The following is a 23,765-nucleotide window of genomic DNA, read 5'->3' on the forward strand; positions in this document are numbered from 1 at the left end:
AACAAACATATCAGCACACACCACTCCCTCATTCGCCAGAAGGAACCTGAAAAATGACACATACCAACCAGGCCTGGATTGATGCCAGGACACAGCATGTACCACGCGGCGTTGTCACCGCGCATCCCATCTTCGCAGAGCGGGCACAAGGCAGCCTGCTGTGGGATGCCGAAGGACGCCGCTATATCGACTTCGTGGGCGGCATCGGCGTGCAGAACGTCGGCCACAACCATCCCCGCGTCGTGGCGGCCGTACAGTCACAATTGACCCGTGTCAGCCACGCGGCATTCCAGGTCGTCGGCTACGACCATTACGTCACCCTGGCCGAAAAGCTCAACACACTGGTCGGTGGCGGCGAACCCTTCCAGACATTGCTGGCCACCACCGGGGCCGAGGCCGTCGAAAACGCCATCAAGATCGCCCGAGCCTATCGCAACGTACCCGGTGTCATTGCCTTTCGCGGCGGTTTCCACGGCCGCACGCTGCTGGGCTCCACGCTGACCGGCATGAGCACCCCGTACAAGCAGAACTTCGGCCCGCTGGCCGGCGATATCTACCATACGCCCTATCCCGACGATTATCTGGGGGTATCGGGTGACGATGCCCTGCAGGCGCTGGAAGAACTGTTCGCGACACAGATCGCCCCCGAGCGGGTCGCCGCCATTCTGCTGGAACCCGTCCAGGGCGATGGCGGATTCCGTCCGGCAGGCATCGCATTTCTGAAAAAGCTGCGCGCACTGGCCGACCATCACGGCATCGTGCTGATCCTGGATGAAGTGCAAACGGGATTCGGTCGTACCGGAAAAATGTTCGGCTTCCAGCATGCCGGCATCCAGCCCGATCTCGTCACGGTTGCCAAGAGCCTGGCAGGCGGCCTGCCGCTGTCGGGTGTCGTCGGCAAGCGCCACATCATGGAGGCCCCGACGCCCGGCGGTCTGGGCGGCACCTACGCCGGCAACCCGCTGGCCTGCGCAGCCGCCTTGGCAGTCCTGGATGTTTTCGAAGAGGAATCGCTGCTGGAGCAGGGTGAACGCCTGGGCTCGCTGCTGCGTGCCGGACTGGATGCACTGGCCGCGCAATTCCCTGTCATCGGCACCGTGCGCGGCGTAGGCCCCATGCTGGCCCTGGAATTCGTGCGCAACGGCGATCCGCGCCAGCCGGACGCAGACATGGCCCAGCGCGTCATCGACCTGTGCCGGGCCGATGGTCTGCTGGTCATCAAGTGCGGCGTCTATCGCAATACGCTGCGCCTGCTGGCGCCGCTGAATACGCCGCAGGATATTGCCCAGGAAGCGCTGGGGATTCTTGGCACGGCGATAGCAAAAGCCTCCTCGACCTGATGAATTGAAGCGGGCTTCAGCCCAGCGTGATCACCCTGTCATGCCGAGACCCGGCGACGTTGCAAATACATGCAACATCGTCGGGTCTGCAGGCATGTGCCCAGGGTTGACCATCCCGTACCTGCGATGCACACTGGCAGACACTGCCCGTCCCCTGCGACACTTCTCCATTCTTCCGCCAGGAAATCCCACCATGCGCTTTCTCATCACTGGCCAGACCGGACAACTCGGTTTCGAACTGCGCCGCAGCCTGTCGGTACTGGGAGAGGTCATTGCCCTGGACCGTCATGCCGCCGACCTGGCAAAGCCGGACACACTGCCCGCCGTCATCCACCAGCACGCCCCCGATGTCATTGTCAATGCCGCCGCCTATACGGCCGTGGACAAGGCCGAAAACGATCCTGGACTGGCACGGCAGATCAATGCCATGGCACCGGCCATCCTCGCCGAGGAAGCCGCACGCCTGGGTGCCGTGATGGTGCACTTCTCGACAGACTATGTGTTTGATGGCCGCCAGCCCACGCCCTACGCCGAATCCGATACGACCCATCCACTTTCAATATATGGACAGAGCAAGCTGGAAGGCGAACAGGCCGTTCGGAGTGCCACACCGCGGCACCTGATTTTTCGCACAAGCTGGGTATACGGTGCCTACGGCAACAACTTCCTGAAGACCATGCTGCGTCTTTTGCAAACTCGACAGAGCCTGAGCGTGGTCGATGACCAGCACGGTGCCCCCACGGCTGCCAGCCTGATCGCCGATACCTGTGCGCAGATCCTGGCCCGCCTTACAGCCAGCCAGACCACGCAGGCAGAATTTCCTTTCGGCACCTATCACCTGAGTGCCGCCGGATCGGTCTCCTGGCACGGCTATGCGCACCATATTGCCACGCAGGCAAGCCGGCTGGGCTACCCGCTCACCTTGTCACCCGACAATATCCTCGCCATACCGACCTCAGCCTATCCACTGCCTGCGCCACGTCCCGCCAACTCGCTGCTGGATACGTCATTGCTGCGAACGACTTTCGGGCTGGCATTGCCTGACTGGCGGGAAGGGGTGGAGCAGACCCTGGCCTTGCTGAAAGCGGGCAGGGCAGCATAGCGAACGCTTCCGGCCTGAACGGTATCCACGGACACCATTCAGGCCGGTGCTCACATATTTCAGGCCTGCTCCGGTGCCGATACCTCTCCGGTATCGGCATCGACAATCTCGCCCTGCAGCACCTTGAAAACCGACACCGCCTCGACAACAGCCTCGACCTGATCCTGCAGCGACCGGGCTGCCGTTGCAACCTCCTCGACAAGCGCGGCATTCTGTTGCGTGGTGTGATCCATCTGGGCCATCGCCTTGCTGACCTGCTCGATGCCGCTGGCCTGTTCCAGCGCCGCTGCCGCGATTTCCTGCATCAGGCCCGTGGAACGCTGAATGGACGCCACGATATCCTTCATGGTATCGCCCGCCTGCCGGGCATGGCCGACACCCGTGCGAACACGATCGCCCGAGGTTTCCAGCAGAGTCTTGATCTCGCGGGCGGCCTGGCCACTGCGTTGCGCCAAAGCACGCACTTCGCTGGCCACCACCGCAAACCCCTTACCCTGTTCACCGGCCCGAGCCGCTTCCACCGCCGCGTTGAGCGCCAGGATATTGGTCTGGAAGGCAATGCTGTCGATCACATTGACGATTTCACCGACCTTGCCGGAATCCGTCGCAATCTCCTGCATGGCTGCCACGACCCGGTCCACGACCGCACCACCCTGCTGTGCTACGGCAGAAGCATCGTTGACCAAGGTGCTGGCCTGGCGTGCCTGTTCCGCATTCTGCTGAACAGTGGCCGCCAGTTCTCCCATGGCCGATGCCGTTTCTTCAATGGAGGAAGCCTGTTCTTCGGTGCGGCGACTCAGATCCTGGTTGCCGCGGGCGATTTCATGCGCACCGACATCAATCTGGCTGACGCTCGTGCGCACCGAAGTGATGCTGCGTGACAGACTACCCTGCATCTGCCTCAGGCCACTGAACAACTGGCCCACTTCATTGTCGGACTCGACTCGTACCCGAGCGGTCAGATCGCCGGCAGCGATCTGCGCCAGATGACGATTGAAGGCCCGCAGGGGCCCCAGCACCTTGCGCACCACCAGGAAGATGGCAATAGCCAGCACCAGCAACACACAGACCGCCAGCACCATGTAGCCAGTCAGCGTACTGCGTGCCTCCTGGGTCAGTTCATCCAGATTCGCCTGGCCGACAATCAACCACTGCCAACCGGGCGCATGTCCATAGACTTCGATCATCTCATGGCCATCCTCGGTATAGCGATGGATGCCGGAGGACTCTGCCAGCATTTTCTCGATCTGGGCACGACGGGCCGTATTGCGGCTGTCCAGGGCCGAACGACCTGACTGCTGTTCATGCACTTCATAAAGACCACGGCGATCGCCTCGGCTGGCATTGATCACGACATAACGCCCGGTCTCCCCGATCCGGTAGCCCAGAATCTCCTGTCTCAGTTCATCGACCGCCTTGGTGATATCCACCCCCACGAAAAGCAGGCCCACGATGGCACCGGCATCATTGCGGATGGGACGATATACCGTCATGTAGGTCTTGCCGAACAGGCTGGCCGCCCCCACGAACTCCTTGCCCTCTCGGAGCAAGGCATAAGCGGGATGCGTCGGCCCCAGCGAGGTTCCTATAACCCGATCCCCTTTGTCCGTGCGCAACGAAGTCGCCACCCTGATGAAATCATCATCCTTGGCGACAAATATCGTGGCGATACCACCGGTGCGTGCAGTAAAGACATCTACTGCAGAAAAATCACCGTTGAGCAGCCGATCGTCATTCATCAGGGCAGGGGCCGTCGTACCACCGACCGGAATGCTGAGCCCCGCATCGATATCGAAGGCCTGCGGAAACAACGAGCTGGAAAAAACGCCCATGAAGCTGTATGCCGCATCCTTGGCTGCGGCATCGAACATCTCGCTCATCTTGGCAATGGCACCAACGCCCTGTTCCATACGGGCGACGGCTTCATTTTCCAGTGTGTGCGATACAGAACGATAGAACGCCGCCATGAAAGCGGAAAAGACGAGGGCAGTCAGGAGAAAAACCAGAACGGACAGCAGATTGGCGATACGCCACTGCCGCCACTTGAATATAGACAGATTCATTTTGCGGTTCCAGGCAAACAATCGACAACATATTGACTAATTTTTATATGTGGATTTGGTGTCTCCACAAGCAGATCATACCTTTTCAAGGACGTTCTGATTTTCATCAAATAAGCACAAAAAACCCTTTATTAGCGTAAACCATGAGAAAAAACACAACTTCTGAGTCTATCTCCTCTCATGCAAATAATGACGTAATAAGACAAAGTAATGTACGATCAAGTTTCTTTTAGTGACATAAATATTAGATTAACGCTCTTTATAACAACCCCTATTGGAGATCCCCCGCATGACCCTGCCTCTGCTGCGCAACCTGCGTATTGCAACGCTATTGCCCTGCCTCGTTTTCTTTCTGGGTGCGGCTGTACTGGGCTTTTTCTGCCGAACTGCCGTGATGATGCAGCAGGAAATAGCCATCGACATCATGCGGGCTGAAGTCGAGGGCATCGTCAAGATGAATACGCTCTTCGATCGCACCGTCAACGACGAAATCAAGAGTTTCATGCGGGTATTTGCCAACGGCTACCCCAAACGGATCGAGATCGATCCCACCACCACCATTCAGGTCGGAGCTGAAACCGTACCCGTCCTGCGTGCTGGTACGCGCACGCTCAATCTCAACTTCGAAGGCCCGGATCGATTCTCCGAATTGACCGGTGGCGTAGCCACCATTTTCGTTGCCAAGGATGATGATTTCATCCGCATCTCCACCTCCCTGAAGGACGAATCCGGCCAGCGTGTCGTCGGCACGCCCCTGGGCAAGTCCCATCCCGCCTACAGCGCACTGCGCGCCGGGCAGGAATACACCGGCATGGCCACACTGCTTGGCCGCCCATACATCACCCAATACCGTCCCCTGACCAACAGCACAGGCAAGATCGTCGGTGTCCAGTTCGTCGGCGTCGATATCAGTGCCCAGGAAGACATGCTCAAGCAGGACATCTCCAGCCGCAAGATCGGCCAGAGCGGTTTCTACTACGTCATCAGCAGCGATACGCAGGGCGGCAATCCCCGTTTCGAAATCCACCCCTCGCTGGCAGGCCAGCCAGTTTCCGCCGCCAACGGCAACAGCCACGGACAGAGTGCCGAACTGGCCGCCACCATGCTGCGCGAAAAAAACGGCATCCACTATCACGACTTCAAGGGTGCCGACCAGGTCGATGTCTACGCCTGGTCGCCCAGCCGCAACTGGCTGATCGCCGGCACTGCCGACGTCGAGGAAATCACGCATGCGGCACGGATCAAGCTGGGCATTTTCGGCACCATCGCGCTCGGCCTGATGCTGCTGCTGTCGATCGGCATCTACATCCTGACGCGCCGTCTTATCAAGCCGCTCGACGAAGTCAGCCAGCACCTGTCCAAGATGGCGAGTGGCGACCTGACAGAGCGCGTCGAGGCCCGCTCCAATAACGAGGTCGGTGAACTGTTCATCTCACTGCGCAAGACACAGGAAAGCCTGTCCAGGCTCATCAGCAGCACCCGCCATGGCATCGACGAAATCAACAACGACACCCGGGCCATTGCTTCCGACAACATGGGTCTGAGCAGCCGCTTCGAAGAACAGGCCTCGGCGCTGGAAGAAACGGCTGCCGCCATGGAGCAAATGGCGTCCTCGGTCAAGCAGAATGCAGAAAATGCCCGCATCGCTAACGAGCTGACAGCCAACGCCTCCAACGTGGCCGAGCGCAGCGGCGTGGTGGTTGATGAGGTAGTGCGCTCGATGGAAACCATCGCTTCCGGTTCAGCCAAGATGGGCGAGATCGTCAACGTGATCGAAGGCATCGCCTTCCAGACCAATATCCTGGCACTCAATGCAGCCGTCGAAGCGGCCCGGGCCGGTGAACAGGGCAAGGGTTTCGCCGTGGTAGCCAGCGAAGTGCGCGCCCTGGCACAGCGCAGCGGCCAGGCAGCACGCGAGATCAAAACCCTGATCGAAACATCCAACGCCACGGTCGGTACGGGAGCCAACAACGCCAAGCGCGCCGGCGAAACCATGCACGAGGTAGTATCGGCCGTACAGCGTGTCACGGCCATCATGAACGACATCTCGGCAGCCTCGTCGGAACAGTCCATCGGCATAGAACAGATCAATCTGGCGGTCTCGCAAATGGATCACGTCACGCAGCAGAATGCCGCCCTGGTCGAGGAAAGTGCTGCCGCCACCGAGACCCTGAGCGAGCGCGTCGACAAGATGGCCAGCCGCATGTCGATCTTCCGCATTCCCAGCAACGAAATCATCGATGCAGAAGAAGACACGTCCATTCCCGGAAAAGCCAGAATCAATTAAACCCCGATAGTCCGGAGGACATACCGGCCTGCATGCCACTGACTGTCATCCTGGCGCAGTAAAATGCAGGTCGCACCGCCTTGGTTTATTTTTACAGGATTCAATCAGATGTCCAGCACGACAGACAAGAAGTCCTACGGTATAGACGAACTGAGCATCGGCATGTCGCTGACGCGCGAAGTGGATGTCACGGATGACACGGTACGCGGCTTCGCGCTGGTATCCGGCGACCACAACCCGGTCCACCTGGATGAGGAATACGCCAGCAACACCCGCTTCAAAAAGCGCATAGCCCACGGCATGCTGGGCGGCAGCCTGTTCTCCACGATCTTCGGCACCCAATTGCCGGGCGAGGGCAGCATCTACGTCTCGCAATCGCTGATCTTCAAGCGGCCCATCTACATCGGCGACAAGGTTGCCGCCACCGTAACCATCACGCGCATCGATACGGAAAAGCGTCGCGTATTCTTCACCACACAATGCACGGTCGAAGGCAAGGTCGTGATCGACGGCGAAGCCGAAATCTATATTCCCTGATCCAACCGATCAACAACGAAAAAGCCCAGCCACTTGAAACAAGTTGGCTGGGCTTTTTCATGCGGGAAACAAGACCCTCAGGCCTCGTCTTCTCCCAGATAGGCAGCACGGACCTTGGGATCATGCAGCAGATCCTTGCCTGGGCCTTCCAGACTGATGTGACCTGACTCCATCACATAACCGCGATCGGCATGTTCCAGCGCCAGGCGGGCATTCTGTTCAATCAGCAGGATGGTCACGCCTTCGGCAGCAATATTGCGCACCACCTCGAATACCTTCTCGACCATCAGCGGTGCCAGCCCCATGGAAGGCTCATCAAGCAGCAAAAGGTGCGGCCGGGCCAGCATCGCGCGCCCCATCGCAACCATCTGCTGCTCGCCCCCCGACAGCGTACCGGCCGACTGATGGCGGCGTTCGGCCAGTCGAGGAAAACTTTCGAAAACCCGCTCGAGATCCTGCTTGATCTGGGCATGGTCATTGCGCACGTAGGCCCCCATGGCAAGGTTTTCCTCGATCGTCAGTTGACCGAAAATGCCACGCCCCTCGGGCACCATGACCAGGCGCTTGCGCACCAGTTGATACGAAGGCGTATTGGTGGTTTGCTTGCCGTCATACCAAATCGAACCACCAGCCACCGGCACCAGACCAGTAATGGCACGCAGCGTCGTGCTTTTGCCGGCACCATTGGCACCGATCAGGCACACCAGCTCGCCTTCATTCACATGCAGATTGATGCCCTGCACAGCCTTGATGCCACCATAGGCAACCTGCAGGTCGCGCAATTCAAGCAGTGGCGTCTTTTGCGTCGTCATGCCGATTCTCCTGTCGTTACCTCGGCTGCCGCGCCGGCCCCCAGGTAGGCTTCGATCACCTTGGGATTGCGCTGCACTTCGGCCGGCACACCTTCGGCAAGCACCTTGCCATATTCCAGCACCAGCACACGGTCGCACAACCCCATCACCAGCTTCATGTCATGCTCGATCAGCAGCACGGTAATGCCATCGCCACTGATCTTCTCGATCAACTGACGCAGCACCACCGTTTCGGATTCGTTCATACCTGCTGCCGGCTCATCGAGCGCCAGCAGCTTGGGCTCGGTCGCCAGCGCACGGGCAATCTCCAGCCGTCGCTGGTCACCATAGGGCAGGGAACGGGCCACATCGTTGGCACGATGTGCGATACCAACGTATTCCAACAATTCGTAGGCGCGCTTTTGCGTGGCAATCTCTTCGCGACGCGTAGCCGGAGTATGAAAAATCGCCCCCAGGAAATTGCTGCGCGTGCGCACATGGCGACCGATCATCACATTCTCGATCGCACTCAAATTACCAAACAGACGAATATTCTGGAAGGTGCGCGCCATGCCGACCGACGCCACCTTGTGGGGCGCAATCCCGACCAGCGGCTTGCCGTCGAAATCGGCCCGGCCCGATTCGGGCACGTACAGTCCGGTCAACACATTGAACAGCGTCGTCTTGCCGGCACCATTCGGGCCGATCAGACCATAGGTTTCGCCACGCCGGATCTGGAAGCTCACATCGGACAGCGCCTGCAGGCCACCAAAGCGTTTGCTCAGGCCCTTTGCTTCAAGCAGGATGCTCATCGACCTTCTCCCTTGCTCGTGGACAGTTCACGCTTGCGCACTGCCGAAGGCCACAGACCCGCCGGACGGAACAACATCACCAGCACCATGGCCAGGCCGAACAACAACATGCGGATGCCTTCGGGATCGACGATGACATCACCGAACAGCGTCTGCTGTACCGGCACCACAATGGCCCGCAGGAACTCCGGCAGAATCGCCAGAATGATGGCACCGATGATCACGCCAGGGATATGGCCCATGCCGCCCAGCACGACCATGCACAACACCGAAATCGACTCGGGCAGGCTGAAACTCTCGGGGCTCACGAATCCCTGCATCGAAGCGAACATAGAACCCGCCAGTCCGGCAAACATTGCACCTGTGGCAAACGCCAGCAACTTGACGTTGCGGATGTTGATACCCATCGCCTTGGCAGCGATCTCGTCTTCACGCACTGCTTCGAGCGCACGACCCACCCGCGAGTTCTGCAGCCGCGAACTGATCAGCACAATCAGCAGCGTCATGAACAACAGCAGGAAGTAGTACTTCTCGGGACCGGTGAAGCGCATATCGAAGATCGTGCTGGCGCGCCCGAAATTGAAATCACCCACCTGGAACGAATCGATCCTGTTGATGCCCTGCGGCCCGTTGGTGATATTGAACGGCGCATTCAGGTTGCGCAGGAAGATCCCGATAATGGCGCAAAAGCCCAGCGTAACAATCGCCAGGTAATCCCCCTTGAGCTTCAATGTCGGTATGCCCAGCAACAGGCCGAACATGCCTGCCACCGCCACGGCAATCGGGATAACCAGCCAGAACGGCAGGTGCAGCCCGAAATGTGGCGATGCCAGCAATGCCCAGGTGTAGGCACCCACGGCGTAGAAGGCGATATAGCCCAGATCAAGCAGACCGGCAAATCCGACCGTAATGTTGAGCCCCAACGCCAGCATGACATAGAGCAGGGCAAAGTTGGCAATGCGCACCCAGCTCTGGCCTGCCTGCCCGATCACGAAGGGCAGGGCGATCAGTACGATGGCCAGTACCACCCAGCCCGCAAGGCGAGCCGTATTGCGCTGCGCCGAAACGCCGTTTTGCAGAGTCGAAGTCGTCATGCGCGGTCTCCCACACGCTCACCCATAAGACCGGACGGGCGGAAGACCAGCACCAGTACCAGCACCATGAAAGTGAAGAAATCCTGATAGTGACTGCCCAGCACACCGCCGGTCAGATCACCGCTGTAGCCTGCCGCCAGGGCCTCGATCACCCCCAGCAGCAACCCGCCCAGCATGGCACCGGCCAGGTTGCCGATCCCCCCCAGCACGGCTGCCGTGAAAGCCTTCAGGCCCAGCATGAACCCCATGGTGTACTGCGCCAGTCCGTAATAGGTGGTGACCATGATGGCCGCCACGGCCGCCAGAGCCGAACCGATCAGGAATGCCGCCGAGATGACGGTGTTGATGTTGATGCCCATCAGGCCGGCCACTTCACGGTTCTGTGCGGTAGCACGCATCGCCGTACCCAGGCGGGTTTTGTGCACCACCAGCGTCAGGCCAATCATGATCAGCGCGGCAACCACGATGATGGCAATCTGCAGGCTGCTGATACTGGCGCCACCAATTTTGAAAATGTCAGGTTCGATAATCTGCGGAAAGCTCAGGTAGTTGCGACCCCAGATCATCATCGCCACGTTCTGCAGGATGAAAGACACGCCGATGGCAGTAATCAGTGCCGCCAGCCGCGGAGCACGCCGCAAGGGTCTATAGGCAACCCGTTCGGCCGTCCAGCCCACCCCCATGCACACCGGCATGGCAACCAGCAGTGCCACACCAATGACAAGCCAGACGGACAGGCTGCCGGGCTCACCGCCGGAAAGCAGGCTCGTTGCCACGACTGTCGCCACCATGGCGCCAATCATGACCACATCGCCATGTGCAAAATTGATCAGTCCGATGATGCCGTACACCATCGTATACCCCAGTGCGACCAGGGCGTAAACGCTGCCAAGTGTCAGCCCGTTCACGATTTGCTGGATGAATAATTCCATACGGAATTCCTAATTGCAGAGATGCTGCAGATACTGCCAAACAAGCGGACGGATGCCCTTGCGGCGCATCCGTCCTCGTCATTACCGGTCCTGCATCAGAATCAGACTCAGTTGGCCGAGCTGACCATGGTTTCGACCATTTCCCACTTGCCGTCCTTGACTTCATAGATGGTGACCGAGATTTCCTTCAGGTCGCCCTTGTCGTCGTAGGCAATGTGTTCGCTGGTCGCGCCCGAGCGTTCCAGATCAGCCAGTTTTCCGATATAGCTCGAAGGCTTGGCACTATTGGCATTCTGGATAGCCGTGATCAGGTTCCAGGCACCATCGTAGGCATAAGGCGCATACACGCCGGGAGCCTTGTTGAAGCGCTTTTCATAGGATTCGGCAAACTCCTTGCCGGCCGTCATCTGGTCCAGCGGCACGCCGGCCAGCGAAGCGTAGGTCCCTTCGGCAGCCGAACCGGCCAGCTTCAGGAACGTATCGCTGCGGGTCATTTCGCCCGACACCAGCGGCGCGGTAATGCCCAGCGACACCATCTGACGCTTCATCGGACCGGATTGCGCATCCAGGCCACCGTAGAAAATCGCATCAGGAGCCACGCCACGGATATTGGTCAGGATGGCCGTGAAATCGGTTGCCTTGTCCGAGGTGTACTCGCGACGTACCACTTCACCACCGGCGGCCTTGACCGCTTTCTCGACCTCGTCGGCCAGACCCTGGCCATAGGCGCTGCGATCATCGATCAGTGCAACCTTCTTGCCATTGAGCTTTTCGACAATGAACTTGCCCACGGCCGCACCCTGCTGGGTATCGCTGGTCATCATGCGGAAGGTGGTTTCATAGTCCTGCAGGGTGTATTCCGGCGAGGTCGCCATGGCGATCTGTGGCAGACCCGCATCGTAGTAGACGCGCGAAGCAGGAATCGTTGTGCCCGAATTGAAATGGCCCAGCACGCCATCGACACCCTCGTCGACCAATTGCTGTGCAACCTGTACGGCAATGCGCGGATCAGCCTGGTCATCCTTGGACACCAGGATGAAATTGGCCTTGCTGCCATCAACCTCGATGCCCTTGGCATTGGCCTCTTCGATCGCCAGCAGCAGACCATTGCGCATGTCTTCGCCGTAGTGCGATTGGGGGCCGGTCAGGGGCGCGGCAAAACCGAACTTGATGTCGGCAGCATGGGCCGCGGTACCACTCATGGCAAAACCGGCCAGAGCCATGCAGGCGGCCAGCATGGATTGTTTCATTTTCATCTACTCTTCTCCTGTCGGATCGTCGGGAACAAGTGGGCCTGACCATGGGTTGCAACCTCAATCCAGGTTGCGGTATCACCACTGTCTCTGCTGCGCCATGCCACGATATTCATGGTATGAGCAGGAACGAGGTCTGGCGATTATAGTGACGGTACTTTCAAAGAGTTATGCGTAAAAACCCTATGGTTGCACCTTATACAAACAGAAGGTTGCACCCCCCCAGACAGGGAATGCTTTCGCCCATCAAATAATATTTGCATGAAGGTCCATGATATAGACAGCATCACGATCTGTTTGTCTATAATCCAAGTATCTTCTTGAAACTTTTTTGTATCTAATCAGATACGCGCCACGGACCCGAACATGCACCAGAACGATAACCCCTACCTGGTCACCGTGCCACTCGAAATCATTGGTCTGCTGCGCGCACTCGAAAGAAGACAGGCGCTGGTACGCATGCATGTACAGGATCGTCCGATTTCCGTCGTCACCACGATTCTCGATGTCGATGTGCAGGACAACAAAGTCATCCTCGATCATGCCGCCGCCGAAGACCTGAATCAGATATTCATCCGTGCCGACTTCGTGCGTTTCGAAACCGCACTTGACAGCGTACCCATCTTCTTCTCGTCATCCTCCATTGAGGCATGTACGCACGATGGTCTGCCGGCGCTGGCCATCGACATTCCGGCCAGCCTGTCACGCCTGCAGCGCCGCGAATCCTACCGCGTATCCATCCCTGCACTCGAACCAGCCCTGTGCACCATCGTGGAAGGTGCCTCGCCCAACAGCACGCTATCGACAGGCGACGGTATCAGCGTCGAACTGCGCGACATCAGTTCCAGTGGCCTGGCCATCATGGACTACGGCAAGATCATCAACTACGAACCGGGCACGCTCTATCACAATTGCCTGCTTGACCTGCCTCGGGTCGGATCATTCCCGATCACCATCCGGGTAGTGCGCTGTATCAATGAAGTCCTGCCCAGCCAGCGTAACTGCCGCCGCATCGGAGCAGAATTCGTTGACCTGCCCAATGCCGTTCTCATCATGATTCAGCGCTACATCGGCATGGTCGAACGCGAACAGAGCGCCCGGCGCAAAGGGTTCTGACACCAGAACAGAGAGAAGAGGCCTGTCACGAAACAGACATGCTGGGAATTAATAATGACTATTCCCTTCCAACTGTATCCGTTCAGGCATTTCTTCTCCCTATGCAACTGGATATCCCTGCGCCAGTCGACACCGGCCATTCCGTTGCCGACATCATTCTGAACAGACTGCTCGTTCCACACTTTCAGCCTATTGTCGACATGGTGCGACATGCCATCTCAGGCTATGAAAGTCTGATCCGTGGCATTGCCCCCTCGCCCCTGCAGCAGCCTGCTACCCTGTTCTCCGAAGCCCGACGCCAGGGCATCCACGCCGACCTGGAGTTGGCCTGTGCGCAATTGGCTCTGCAGCGCTATTGCGACCAGCAGCAACCCGCCAGGCTATTCCTCAATATGTCCAGCTCGGCATTGAGCGAGCAATGGCGACGTCATGGTGACGCATTGCCTGAAATCATCCGTCAGCAACAATCTCTGCCAGCCGAAAAAATCGTCATAGAAATCACTGAAGAGGATGCAGCAGAAGAGCAGGGCATGCTGTTGCAGCGGGCACTCGCAAGCCTGCGCGCCCACGGCATGCTGCTGGCGATAGACGACTACGGATCCGGTCGCAACTGCCTGCGTTTCTGGGATCAGATTCAACCTGAGATCGTCAAGATAGACCGGTACTTTTTCAATGGTATCGGCCAGAATGAGAAAAAGCAGAAACTGGTCCAGTCCATCCTGGCAATCGGCAACAGCATGGGCACGCAGATCGTCGCCGAAGGCATTGAAACGGAGCAGGACCTGCTCGTCACGCGGGAACTCGGCATTCGCTATGTACAGGGCTGGTTCCTGGGCTACCCCTCGCCGCAGGCCATCCAGACACTGCCCGGGCACATCCAGGAAAAGCTGGAAAACATCGCCCTCAAGCGCACCACTATCCAGCCCTATCACGCGACCGTACACAATCTGCGCATCTGCGCACCGGCCGTCCGACTCGAAACAGATACCAACGACCACCTCCACAAGCTGTTCATCGACAACCCGGGCCTGCATGCGGCTGCCATCATCAACGCAGAAGACCGACCTGTCGGTATCGTCAACCGGCGCGATTTTTCGGAACACTATGCGCAACAATTCATCCGCGAACTCTACGGACGCAAATCCTGCAGTCAGTTCATGAATGGCAACCCGGTCTTGGTCGATGGCAGCACAACCATCGAAAGCCTGAGTCACCTGCTGATATCCAAGGACCAACGCTATCTGGTCGATGGTTTCATCATCACACACCAGGGCCGCTACGATGGCCTTGGTACCGGGGAAGCCTTGGTCAAGGAAGTCACGGAAAAGAGAATAGAAGCCGCACGCTACGCCAATCCACTCACATCGCTGCCAGGCAATATCCCCATCAGTCACCACATTGCCTCCCAGCTCGACCAGGAACAGTCGTTCGTAACGGCCTACTGCGATCTGAACAACTTCAAGCCCTTCAACGATGTCTACGGCTACTGGCGTGGTGACGACATGATCCGGCTTTGCGCTGAAGTCATCAAATCACATTGCAACCCGCAGCAGGATTTCATCGGCCACGTCGGCGGCGACGATTTCATCATTGTCTTTGGCAGCAGCAACTGGGAACAGCGGGCACACTCGATCATCAACGACTTCAACCTGCGCGCACAACGACTGTACGATCATGAGGACCAGGCCCGAGGTGGAATCGAGGCAGAAGATCGCCACGGCATCAATCGCTTCTTTCCTTTCGTATCACTGGGCATGGGCGCTGTCTACGTCGATCCCACGCAAGGCGACCGTATACAGCCACAGGATATCGCTTCGGCAGCAGCCCGCGTGAAGCACCGAGTCAAGAAGGAAAACCTGGATCTGGTCGTAGAGTCATGTCTGATGCCGGTGACATCGTAATCAGACAGCCATGAGCCGCTGTGCCATGCCCGGCACACGGGATGGCAACACTACAGTATCTGCATCGAAACCAGCTCGTCAGGTCGCTGATCCCAGCCCTGGTCGCGTATTCGCGCCCGGATGCGATTGATGGCCTGTGTACGTAACTGGCACACACGTCCTTCCGTCACCCCCATGACAGCAGCAACTTCCTTGAGATTCATGTTTTCCTGGTGCAGCAGTGCCAGCAACAGTTTCTCGCGCTCGGGCAGCGCATCGATTGCCTGGACAAGCACCTCCCGGAGGTTTCCCCCCAGCAGGGACTCAAGAGGATCGGCCCCATTGGCTGTCACCACATCAGGACGCATGACCGCTTCAAGGCCATCGCCATCGTATTCGAAATCCTCATAGTGCAGGATCTGCACGCCCTGAGCATCTTGCAGCAGCATCAGGTATTCATCCTGCCCCAATTCGAGATGCGCAGCAATCTCGCTTTCACGCGGTGCACGTCCCAGTGACTGCTCCAGGGCATGTATGGCCTGCTCGATGCGTCTGGCCTTTTCGCGTACGCTGCGCGGAAGCCAATCCTGACTGCGCAATTCATCAAGCATGGCTCCTCGTATGCGCTGCGTGGCATAGGTCTCGAATCCAGCCTGAGGCATCTTCTGGTAACGCCGAACGGCATCCAGCAACCCGATCATCCCGGCCTGGATCAGATCATCCAGCTCGACGCTGCTGGGCAACCTGGCCACCAACTGCAGGGCAAGCTTGCGTACCAGCGGTGCGTGGCGTTCTATCAGTTCGGATTCCTGTCCCTGCATACACACACGAAAAATGATCGGTCCTGGCTGCTCATCAGCCTTACCCAGCCCATTCTACGACAGAAGACAAGCCTTCATTACACCGATTTGCGCCTGTGGACAGCCTCTATGAAGAAGATCTGTGGTCAACCTGTGGACAGCTTATGCACAACCCTGGCATTGCCGGCAGACCGAAATCTTGTCCAGAATCCGTCCTCAGTCCACACAGCATCTTTCCACAGGCAAAAAACAGGCTCAACATATTGATGTCAATGAATTTTTCATGGTTGATAGAGTTATCAACAGGCTATCTTATCTATAAGCAGTTATATATAAAGCTTATAAACAAAGGATAGCCCTGACAGCGTTCTCATGCAGGAAATACCTACAATGTATTTTTTGGCATGCAGGATCTGCAATGATCGTTTCCAAACTGCCGGACATCGGCACCACCATCTTCACGACCATGAGCAGCCTTGCTCAGGAAACCGGGGCAATCAACCTGGGACAGGGCTTTCCCGACTTCGAACCGGATCCTGCGTTGCTGGACCTGGTCACCTCAGCCATGCAGCAAGGGTTCAACCAATACCCCGCCATGCCTGGCTACCTGCCATTACGCCGTATCATTGCAGGCAAAGTGCAGGAGACTTACGGTAGAACCTACGATCCGGATACCGAAATCACAGTAACCAGTGGTGCTACACAAGCACTGATGACGGCTATCCTGGCGTCTGTACATCCTGGTGATGAAGTCATCGTCATAGAGCCCTGCTACGACGCTTACGCACCTGCGATCAGGTTGGCAGGTGGCTCCCCCATCTATGTGCCCATGCACGCCCCTACAGAGGCCTCTCCTGGCTATTCAATAGACTGGGGCAGGGTCAGGGGTTCCATCACGTCAAAAACGCGTCTGCTGATCGTCAATTCGCCCCACAATCCTACTGGATCGATTCTGTCTGGCCATGATCTGGATGCCTTGGAAGAAATTGTGGAGCGTCACGATCTGCTGCTTCTGTCCGACGAAGTCTATGAGCATCTTGTATTCGATGGACTGGTTCACCAGAGCTTGGCACGCAGGCCAGCGCTTGCTGAACGCGCATTCATTGTTTCTTCCTTCGGAAAGACATTTCACGTCACAGGCTGGAAAGTTGGCTATTGTTGCGCTCCAGCTGCCCTGATGCGAGAGTTCCGCAAGGTTCATCAGTTCATGGTGTTTACGGTCAGCTCGCCATTTCAGGTAGCTTTGGCAGGCTTTCTTACGCATCCTGAGCACTACCTTGGTCTTCCTGCCTTTTTCAAGGAAAAACGCGATCTGCTGGCTGCAGGGCTCGCTTCTACCCGATTGAAGGTATTGCCGGCACCGGGGACTTATTTCATGCTTGCTGACTACAGTGAAATTTCAGACCTGTCAGAAGCTGATTTTTCGATATGGCTGACACGTACTTTTGGTGTCGCCGTGATCCCTGTCTCTGCTTTCTATGCTGACCCTTCTGCTGCGGAATCGAACCATCGTCTGGTCAGGTTCTGCTTTGCCAAGAAAGAAGCCACACTGCAGGAGGCTGTTTCGAGGTTGACTGAACTTTAAAGAAAGTTATCGACAGGAGGCAGGCATTAGGTCGGCCTTTTTTTTGCCTCAGAAAAGTGTCTTTCAAGTTATCTATTTCTTTTTATATATATACATGTCTTTAGTAATGGGTGCCTGTGTATAAGTGGTACTTTTCGAAAAAATCCATATTTTTCATATGCTTGTTGATGTTTTCTGGCGTGGGTAACTTCTGTGTGAGCCGGGGATGTTTTCTGGACAGTTTTTTGCCTGAACTTAGAACGCATAGTTGTCCAGAAACTGTCCTGAAGATATCCTCCCAGTTATCCAGAAAGTTATCCACAGGCTGTTAGCGGGTGAGTTCAGGCTGATCTGTACATCACAGTCTATCTGCTTGAGATGTTGCCGCGTCTGTTTTCCAGATTCGATAACGAATTTCAGTATCTTTTGGTGTGTAGACCACGATTGGCAAACGACTGTTGTACCGGACAAGACCAGGGCCGTTGGCAGTGCTGACGAATTCGTTTCGCATGGGCGCTTGACATGCCATCATGGTCGAAATCATCTTTCCTTCTTCAGGTTCGATTACGTAATAATCGTATCCCCAGCCCTGGATGGTTTCTTCCTTGTAGGTTGCAGGCAGGATATGGTGATTGCAATCTATCTCCAGGGTTTTGCCTGCGATGATTTCGACTCTGTAGTCTTCTTCATTGAGCTGTTGTGGCACATGAATCACAGACCTTGCCCAATCTTTTTCTGGTTCGGGAAAAGGAGAGAGCAAGTCAGAGAGGGGTTGGCGTTCAGTCACAACGTCTACGAGGACCCATTTTTCCGATGACTGATCTGCCGCTGGATTCTTTATTTTTTCCTTGCGAATTTTCAGCAACGATTCTGTGCCATCGTTCTTGAAATCGAAGCCCTCGATGTTGCCGTAATAATTCTGCCATTCTTCATTGGCTGAACTACGGATCTGCATGCATTGTTGTGGTGCCACACCTGTGCAGGGTTGGCTCTTCCCGGCAATGTACACAAAGCTGATGTCCTGTTCGGGTACGGTGGCATTTGCCATGGACATTGCCGGAATGGAAGCACTCAGTACTGCTGCAAGGACTATATTGCGTTTCATCATCGACATATGGGGCTCTCCAGATAGTCTATCGACTGTGTGTTTCACGTGAAACAATGAAGCGCTTACAGTTTTGCATGCATACTGAAATGCGCCAAGATCTATAATTCATTCCTTGATGATCTTTTGCTTTTAAACATGGACTATCCAGTACAGTTTGATGTCATCGTTGTCGGTGGCGGACATGCCGGCACGGAAGCAGCTTTGGCTGCAGCCAGAACTGGTTGCAAGACATTGCTTCTGACACACAATATCGAGACATTGGGTCAGATGTCCTGCAATCCATCGATTGGTGGTATCGGCAAGGGACATCTTGTCAAAGAAGTTGATGCCCTTGGTGGGGCGATGGCTTTGGCCACTGATCAAGGCGGTATCCAGTTTCGTATTTTGAATGGATCAAAGGGGCCAGCAGTCAGGGCCACTCGAGCCCAGGCAGATCGAATCCTGTACAAGGCAGCCATACGGTATATGTTGGAAAATCAGCCAAATCTATGGCTTTTCCAACAAGCTGTAGATGACCTGATTGTTGAAGGTGACAGAATTGCTGGAGCCATCACTCAGGTAGGGGTTCGCTTTCGCTCAAAAACAGTCGTTCTGACTGCGGGTACGTTCCTTAATGGTTTGATTCATGTTGGTCTGCAGCATTATTCCGGTGGGCGGGCAGGGGATCCCCCTGCATCTTCATTGGGCAAACGGCTGCAGGAATTGAAGCTTCCACAAGGCAGGCTGAAAACAGGTACACCGCCGCGAATTGATGGTCGTACCATTGATTTTTCCAGGTTGCAGGAGCAACCAGGTGATCTTGATCCTGTACCTGTTTTTTCCTATATGGGAAATGCGGGAATGCATCCTAGGCAGGTTCCTTGTTGGGTAACTCATACCAATGCCCGTACTCATGACATCATTCGGGGCGGCCTTGATCGTTCACCTATGTATAGTGGTGTTATTGAGGGGATAGGGCCTCGTTATTGTCCTTCTATTGAAGACAAAATACACAGGTTTGCTGACAAGGAGAGTCATCAGATTTTTCTGGAGCCTGAAGGACTGACGACTCATGAGGTATATCCGAATGGTGTGTCTACCAGTTTGCCCTTCGATGTTCAGCTTGATCTGATTCATTCCTTACCTGGCCTTGAACAAGCACATATTCTGCGGCCTGGGTATGCCATCGAATATGATTTCTTTGATCCACGTGAACTGAAATCAACCTTCGAGACACGAGCATTCCAAGGACTGTTCTTTGCTGGCCAGATCAACGGGACTACAGGTTATGAAGAGGCAGCTGCTCAGGGATTGCTTGCTGGGGTCAATGCTGCCTTGATGGCGCAAGACAAGGATGGGTGGTCTCCACGTAGAGATGAGGCTTATCTGGGGGTTCTTGTCGATGATCTGATTACCCGTGGAGTCAGTGAACCGTACCGCATGTTTACTTCTCGAGCAGAGTACAGACTAAGCTTGCGCGAAGATAATGCGGACTTCAGATTGACAGAAATTGGTAGGTCGTTGGGACTGATACCTGATGACCGGTGGGATGCTTTCAATCGTAAAAGAGATAATGTTTCACGTGAAACAGAGCGATTGAAGAGTACCTGGGTCAATCCTCGAATTTTTTCTGATGAACAATCAGAAAAATTGTTGGGTAAAAAAATCGAAAAAGAATATTCATTGGCTGATTTACTCAAACGTCCTAACGTAAGTTATCAGGCATTGATGAAAGCTGAAGGGATTGATGGGACACCCATAGCTGGACCTGGACTGGAAGAGGGGAGCGAATCTGAGCAGGTGGAAATTCAGATCAAATATGCAGGCTATATCGAAAGGCAGAAGGATGAAGTGCGTAAACATGCTGCGCATGAAAATCATAGAATTCCTTCTGGACTTGACTATGCGACCGTAACAGGTCTGTCTTTCGAAGTCCGTCAGAAGCTACAGACTGCACAGCCTGAAACAATAGGGCAAGCTTCCCGTATTTCGGGAGTTACTCCCGCGGCTATATCGCTGCTACTGATTCATCTTAAACGACTGCAATACAAAGCAGACAGCAACGCATGAGCCAACATCTTCCTTTTTCTGAAGTACAGGCATTGCCACGTTTGAAAAAAGCATGTCAATCGCTAGGCGTGACTCTTGATGATAGTCAGTATGCATCTTTGCTGGATTATCTTGCTTTGCTCCATAGATGGAACAGGACCTACAACCTGACGGCTATCCGAGATGTTGACAAGATGCTTGTGCAGCATCTTTTCGATAGTCTGTCTGTCGTTCCAACTTTTCAGGCAGAGCTTGTTTCACGTGAAACTTCCGTTGTACTGGATATTGGATCAGGGGCTGGTTTGCCTGGCGTTGTCATCAGTATTGTGATGCCCAATATTCAGGTGATTTGCGTTGATGCCGTTGAGAAAAAGACAGCTTTTATCCAACATGCTGCCAGCATGCTCAAGCTTGGTAATCTCAAGGCCGTTCATGGACGGATAGAAGCCATAGAAAAGGTAAACTGCGATATTGCCGTATCCAGGGCTTTTTCATCGTTGGATGATTTTGTCAGCCTTGCTGGTCGGCATGTGAAGGTGGGGGGAAGTATTCTGGCCATGAAGGGCAAGTTGCCGGATGATGAGATTGCTGCGATGCAGCAGACGGCATGGAAAATCACAAGCATAGATTCCCTGCAGGTTCCGGAACTCGATGCCCAGCGATGCCTGGTGCATTTTCGACGTACACAGGAAGAAGCATGAACAAGACAGCAAGCAGTGAGCGCCGTGCGCATGTTTTTTGCATTGCAAACCAGAAGGGCGGGGTTGGAAAGACCACGACGGCCATTAACCTTGCGGCAGGCTTGGCGGCGCATAAAAAGAAAGTTCTGCTGGTCGATCTTGACCCACAGGGCAATGCCACAATGGGGAGTGGTATCGACAAGCATGCCCTGCAGGGTAATCTCTATCAGGTCCTGATCGGCGAACAAAGCGTCGAACAGGCCAAAGTAAGGTCAGAGTCGGGCGGTTATGATGTATTGCCTTCCAATCGAGAGCTGTCCGGCGCCGAAATCGATCTGGTAGGCATGGAGCAGCGGGAGCGCCAACTGGCGAATGCGCTGGTATCTGTTGCAGGACAATATGATTTCATTCTCATAGATTGTCCGCCTACGTTGTCTCTGCTGACGCTCAATGGGCTTACAGCGGCTCATGGCGTGATTATCCCCATGCAATGTGAGTATTTTGCACTTGAAGGGCTTTCTGATCTTGTCAATACGATCAAGCGCGTTCATCGCAATATCAACCAGGAACTCAAGCTGATTGGTCTGCTGCGTGTCATGTTCGACCGCCGCGTGACATTGCAGCAGCAGGTCTCGGCCCAGCTCGAATCACATTTTGGCGACAAAGTATTCAAGAGTGTGGTGCCGCGCAATGTTCGTCTTGCCGAGGCACCCAGTCATGGATTGCCCGGCGTGGTGTACGACAAATCCTCGGCAGGTGCCAAGGCCTATATTGCCTTTGGGGATGAGTTGATCAAACGCGTCAAGAATTTTTGAATAAGTCTCAATCTCTTCGAACAGGTAAGAAAAGCATGGCAACCAAGAAAACCAAGGGTCTCGGCAGGGGACTTGATGCACTGCTGGGTGCGGATGCGCCGGTATTCGATCAGATCGAGAGTGCGGGCAAGGCACCCAGTGTGCTGCCAGTCAGTCAGATGCAGGCAGGAAAATACCAGCCTCGTACTCGCATGGATGAGGGGGCACTCAATGAGCTTGCCGAATCCATTCGAACACAGGGCATTATGCAGCCCATTCTGGTTCGCGCCCTGGCGGCAGGTGGCTATGAAATCATTGCAGGGGAACGTCGCTTCCGCGCTGCCCAACTGGCTGGATTGACGGAAGTCCCGGTTTTGGTCCGGGAGGTTGCAGATGAAAATGCCGCCGTGATGGCGCTAATCGAGAATATCCAGCGTGAGGATCTCAACCCGCTTGAAGAAGCACACGGCGTACGGCGCCTGCTCGATGAGTTCGGACTGACACACGAACAGGCGGCGACGGCTATAGGTCGCTCTCGTTCTGCCACCAGCAACTTACTGCGCCTGCTCAACCTGGCGGAGCCGGTCCAGACCATGCTGTTGGCCGGAGATATCGACATGGGGCATGCCCGCAGCCTGCTGGCTGTTGATGCTGCTACCCAGATTCAGTTGGCCAACCTCGTCGTGGCACGCCGCATGTCGGTGCGCGATACCGAGAAAATGGTCAACAGAACCGTTCAGGAGGCTGCGGGGGAGCCTGTCCGCAAGAAAAAGACAGGTCCGGCCGGGAGCAGAGACGTGGCGCGTCTCGAAGAAGCCCTGTCGGATGCCTTGGGCACCCAGGTGACATTGAAAGTAGGCAGCAAGGACAAGGGACAGTTGCTGATTTATTTCCATGGCTGGGACCATCTCAATGCGCTGCTTGAAAAGCAGGGCCTGAGCAGTGTGCTGGACCAGTAAAGAATAAATTTGATTGCGCTGGTCAAAGAGACTGGAATGATGTTATTATTCTGGTCGCTGAGGAGTTGACCTTTTTCTTGAAGAGGTTCATAATCATCAGTTCTCTGCTGGAGAGATGCCCGAGTGGTTAAAGGGGGCAGACTGTAAATCTGTTGGCCTTGCGCCTACGTTGGTTCGAATCCAACTCTCTCCACCAAGAGCGCCGGTACAAACGGGGCGCTTCGAATTGCCTGGTTGTCGGCGAGTGCGGGTGTAGCTCAATGGTAGAGCAGAAGCCTTCCAAGCTTACGACGAGGGTTCGATTCCCTTCACCCGCTCCAGATTGCCCATGTGGCTCAGTGGTAGAGCACTCCCTTGGTAAGGGAGAGGTCGCGCGTTCGATCCGCGCCATGGGCACCACAAATCTTTTGTAGTACGTATCGCGTAGTACATTCTTCTTTTCTTTAGCAGAATCCAGGTCGGGAGTCATCCATGGCAAAAGGTAAGTTTGAGCGCACGAAGCCGCACGTGAACGTGGGCACGATCGGTCACGTTGACCACGGCAAGACGACGCTGACGGCAGCGATTGCAACGGTGCTGGCCAAGAAGTTCGGCGGTGACGCCAAGGGCTACGACCAGATCGACA

20 protein-coding genes and 3 tRNA genes are annotated in these 23,765 nt (G+C 55.7%); 15 read left to right on the top strand and 8 right to left on the bottom strand.

The genetic code is table 11. The annotated features are described in order from the left end of the window. The first annotated feature begins 53 nt into the window (after window positions 1-53). Together DD235_RS15835 and rfbD are read left to right on the top strand one after the other, a co-directional pair. A complete protein-coding gene (locus tag DD235_RS15835; RefSeq protein WP_109063086.1) occupies window positions 54-1,340 on the top strand; it encodes an aspartate aminotransferase family protein in 1,287 nt (428 codons plus the stop codon). A 193-nt stretch (window positions 1,341-1,533) separates the two neighbouring features. Next, window positions 1,534-2,442 carry a dTDP-4-dehydrorhamnose reductase gene (rfbD, locus tag DD235_RS15840; protein ID WP_109063087.1) on the top strand — a complete coding sequence of 303 codons (909 nt, stop codon included), beginning with the start codon at window positions 1,534-1,536 and terminating at the stop codon, window positions 2,440-2,442. A gap of 59 nt (window positions 2,443-2,501) precedes the next feature. On the opposite strand, the gene DD235_RS15845 is transcribed toward rfbD, so the two are convergent. Next, window positions 2,502-4,505: a methyl-accepting chemotaxis protein gene (locus DD235_RS15845; RefSeq protein ID WP_109063088.1), complete on the bottom strand. Its 2,004-nt coding sequence runs from the start codon at window positions 4,503-4,505 to the stop codon at window positions 2,502-2,504. Window positions 4,506-4,794: 289 nt separating this feature from the next. Between DD235_RS15845 and DD235_RS15850 the strand changes: the two genes are divergently transcribed. After that, entirely contained in the window at window positions 4,795-6,792 is a 1,998-nt protein-coding gene (locus tag DD235_RS15850) for a methyl-accepting chemotaxis protein (RefSeq protein ID WP_109063089.1), read from the top strand. Between the two features lie 108 nt (window positions 6,793-6,900). Then, window positions 6,901-7,329: a MaoC family dehydratase gene (locus DD235_RS15855; protein ID WP_109063117.1), complete on the top strand. Its 429-nt coding sequence runs from the start codon at window positions 6,901-6,903 to the stop codon at window positions 7,327-7,329. 77 nt (window positions 7,330-7,406) lie between these two features. On the opposite strand, the gene DD235_RS15860 is transcribed toward DD235_RS15855, so the two are convergent. The 5 genes from DD235_RS15860 to DD235_RS15880 form a co-directional block, all read right to left on the bottom strand. After that, window positions 7,407-8,141 carry an ABC transporter ATP-binding protein gene (locus DD235_RS15860; protein WP_109063090.1) on the bottom strand — a complete coding sequence of 245 codons (735 nt, stop codon included), beginning with the start codon at window positions 8,139-8,141 and terminating at the stop codon, window positions 7,407-7,409. Then, the gene (locus DD235_RS15865; protein ID WP_109063091.1) at window positions 8,138-8,932 is read right to left on the bottom strand and encodes an ABC transporter ATP-binding protein; all 795 of its coding nucleotides are present in this window, start codon (window positions 8,930-8,932) and stop codon (window positions 8,138-8,140) included. Before DD235_RS15865 ends, DD235_RS15860 begins: the two co-directional genes overlap by 4 nt. After that, on the bottom strand, window positions 8,929-10,026 hold the full coding sequence (locus DD235_RS15870) for an ABC transporter permease subunit (protein WP_109063092.1): 1,098 nt from the start codon (window positions 10,024-10,026) through the stop codon (window positions 8,929-8,931). The genes DD235_RS15865 and DD235_RS15870 overlap by 4 nt, the downstream gene beginning before the upstream one ends. Next, entirely contained in the window at window positions 10,023-10,958 is a 936-nt protein-coding gene (locus DD235_RS15875; protein WP_109063093.1) for a branched-chain amino acid ABC transporter permease, read from the bottom strand. Before DD235_RS15875 ends, DD235_RS15870 begins: the two co-directional genes overlap by 4 nt. Before the next feature lie 107 nt (window positions 10,959-11,065). Next, window positions 11,066-12,214, bottom strand: a complete 1,149-nt coding sequence (locus DD235_RS15880) for a branched-chain amino acid ABC transporter substrate-binding protein (RefSeq protein WP_109063094.1) — start codon at window positions 12,212-12,214, stop codon at window positions 11,066-11,068. A gap of 363 nt (window positions 12,215-12,577) precedes the next feature. Between DD235_RS15880 and DD235_RS15885 the strand changes: the two genes are divergently transcribed. Both DD235_RS15885 and DD235_RS15890 read left to right on the top strand, forming a co-directional pair. After that, window positions 12,578-13,327, top strand: a complete 750-nt coding sequence (locus tag DD235_RS15885) for a flagellar brake protein (protein ID WP_109063095.1) — start codon at window positions 12,578-12,580, stop codon at window positions 13,325-13,327. Window positions 13,328-13,428: 101 nt separating this feature from the next. Beyond that, window positions 13,429-15,228: an EAL domain-containing protein gene (locus DD235_RS15890; RefSeq protein WP_109063096.1), complete on the top strand. Its 1,800-nt coding sequence runs from the start codon at window positions 13,429-13,431 to the stop codon at window positions 15,226-15,228. 50 nt (window positions 15,229-15,278) lie between these two features. On the opposite strand, the gene DD235_RS15895 is transcribed toward DD235_RS15890, so the two are convergent. Continuing rightward, window positions 15,279-16,028 (bottom strand): RNA polymerase sigma factor FliA, encoded by a 750-nt coding sequence (locus DD235_RS15895; RefSeq protein WP_109063097.1) that lies wholly within the window; start codon window positions 16,026-16,028, stop codon window positions 15,279-15,281. A 397-nt stretch (window positions 16,029-16,425) separates the two neighbouring features. Here DD235_RS15895 and DD235_RS15900 point away from each other — a divergent pair, with 397 nt between their 5' ends. Next, window positions 16,426-17,592, top strand: coding sequence for a methionine aminotransferase (locus DD235_RS15900; RefSeq protein WP_109063098.1), 1,167 nt, complete (start codon window positions 16,426-16,428; stop codon window positions 17,590-17,592). A 337-nt stretch (window positions 17,593-17,929) separates the two neighbouring features. On the opposite strand, the gene eco is transcribed toward DD235_RS15900, so the two are convergent. Beyond that, the gene (eco, locus tag DD235_RS15905; protein WP_109063099.1) at window positions 17,930-18,685 is read right to left on the bottom strand and encodes a serine protease inhibitor ecotin; all 756 of its coding nucleotides are present in this window, start codon (window positions 18,683-18,685) and stop codon (window positions 17,930-17,932) included. Window positions 18,686-18,814: 129 nt separating this feature from the next. Between eco and mnmG the strand changes: the two genes are divergently transcribed. The 8 genes from mnmG to DD235_RS15945 form a co-directional block, all read left to right on the top strand. Beyond that, on the top strand, window positions 18,815-20,728 hold the full coding sequence (mnmG, locus tag DD235_RS15910) for a tRNA uridine-5-carboxymethylaminomethyl(34) synthesis enzyme MnmG (protein ID WP_109063100.1): 1,914 nt from the start codon (window positions 18,815-18,817) through the stop codon (window positions 20,726-20,728). Beyond that, window positions 20,725-21,408 (top strand): 16S rRNA (guanine(527)-N(7))-methyltransferase RsmG, encoded by a 684-nt coding sequence (gene rsmG, locus DD235_RS15915; RefSeq protein WP_109063101.1) that lies wholly within the window; start codon window positions 20,725-20,727, stop codon window positions 21,406-21,408. The genes mnmG and rsmG overlap by 4 nt, the downstream gene beginning before the upstream one ends. Then, the gene (locus tag DD235_RS15920; protein WP_109063102.1) at window positions 21,405-22,202 is read left to right on the top strand and encodes a ParA family protein; all 798 of its coding nucleotides are present in this window, start codon (window positions 21,405-21,407) and stop codon (window positions 22,200-22,202) included. The genes rsmG and DD235_RS15920 overlap by 4 nt, the downstream gene beginning before the upstream one ends. A gap of 35 nt (window positions 22,203-22,237) precedes the next feature. Next, complete coding sequence (locus DD235_RS15925) at window positions 22,238-23,140, top strand: ParB/RepB/Spo0J family partition protein (RefSeq protein WP_109063103.1); 903 nt, start codon at window positions 22,238-22,240, stop codon at window positions 23,138-23,140. 109 nt (window positions 23,141-23,249) lie between these two features. Then, window positions 23,250-23,336: transfer RNA gene (locus tag DD235_RS15930), tRNA-Tyr, on the top strand. A gap of 50 nt (window positions 23,337-23,386) precedes the next feature. Continuing rightward, window positions 23,387-23,460 (top strand) — tRNA-Gly (locus DD235_RS15935). A gap of 4 nt (window positions 23,461-23,464) precedes the next feature. Beyond that, a tRNA-Thr gene (locus DD235_RS15940) sits at window positions 23,465-23,539 on the top strand. 72 nt (window positions 23,540-23,611) lie between these two features. After that, on the top strand, window positions 23,612-23,765 hold a 154-nt coding region (locus tag DD235_RS15945), incomplete at its 3' end, for a GTP-binding protein (RefSeq protein ID WP_239990187.1).

This window comes from Corticimicrobacter populi (assembly GCF_003123725.1).
GTDB lineage: Bacteria > Pseudomonadota > Gammaproteobacteria > Burkholderiales > Burkholderiaceae_B > Corticimicrobacter > Corticimicrobacter populi.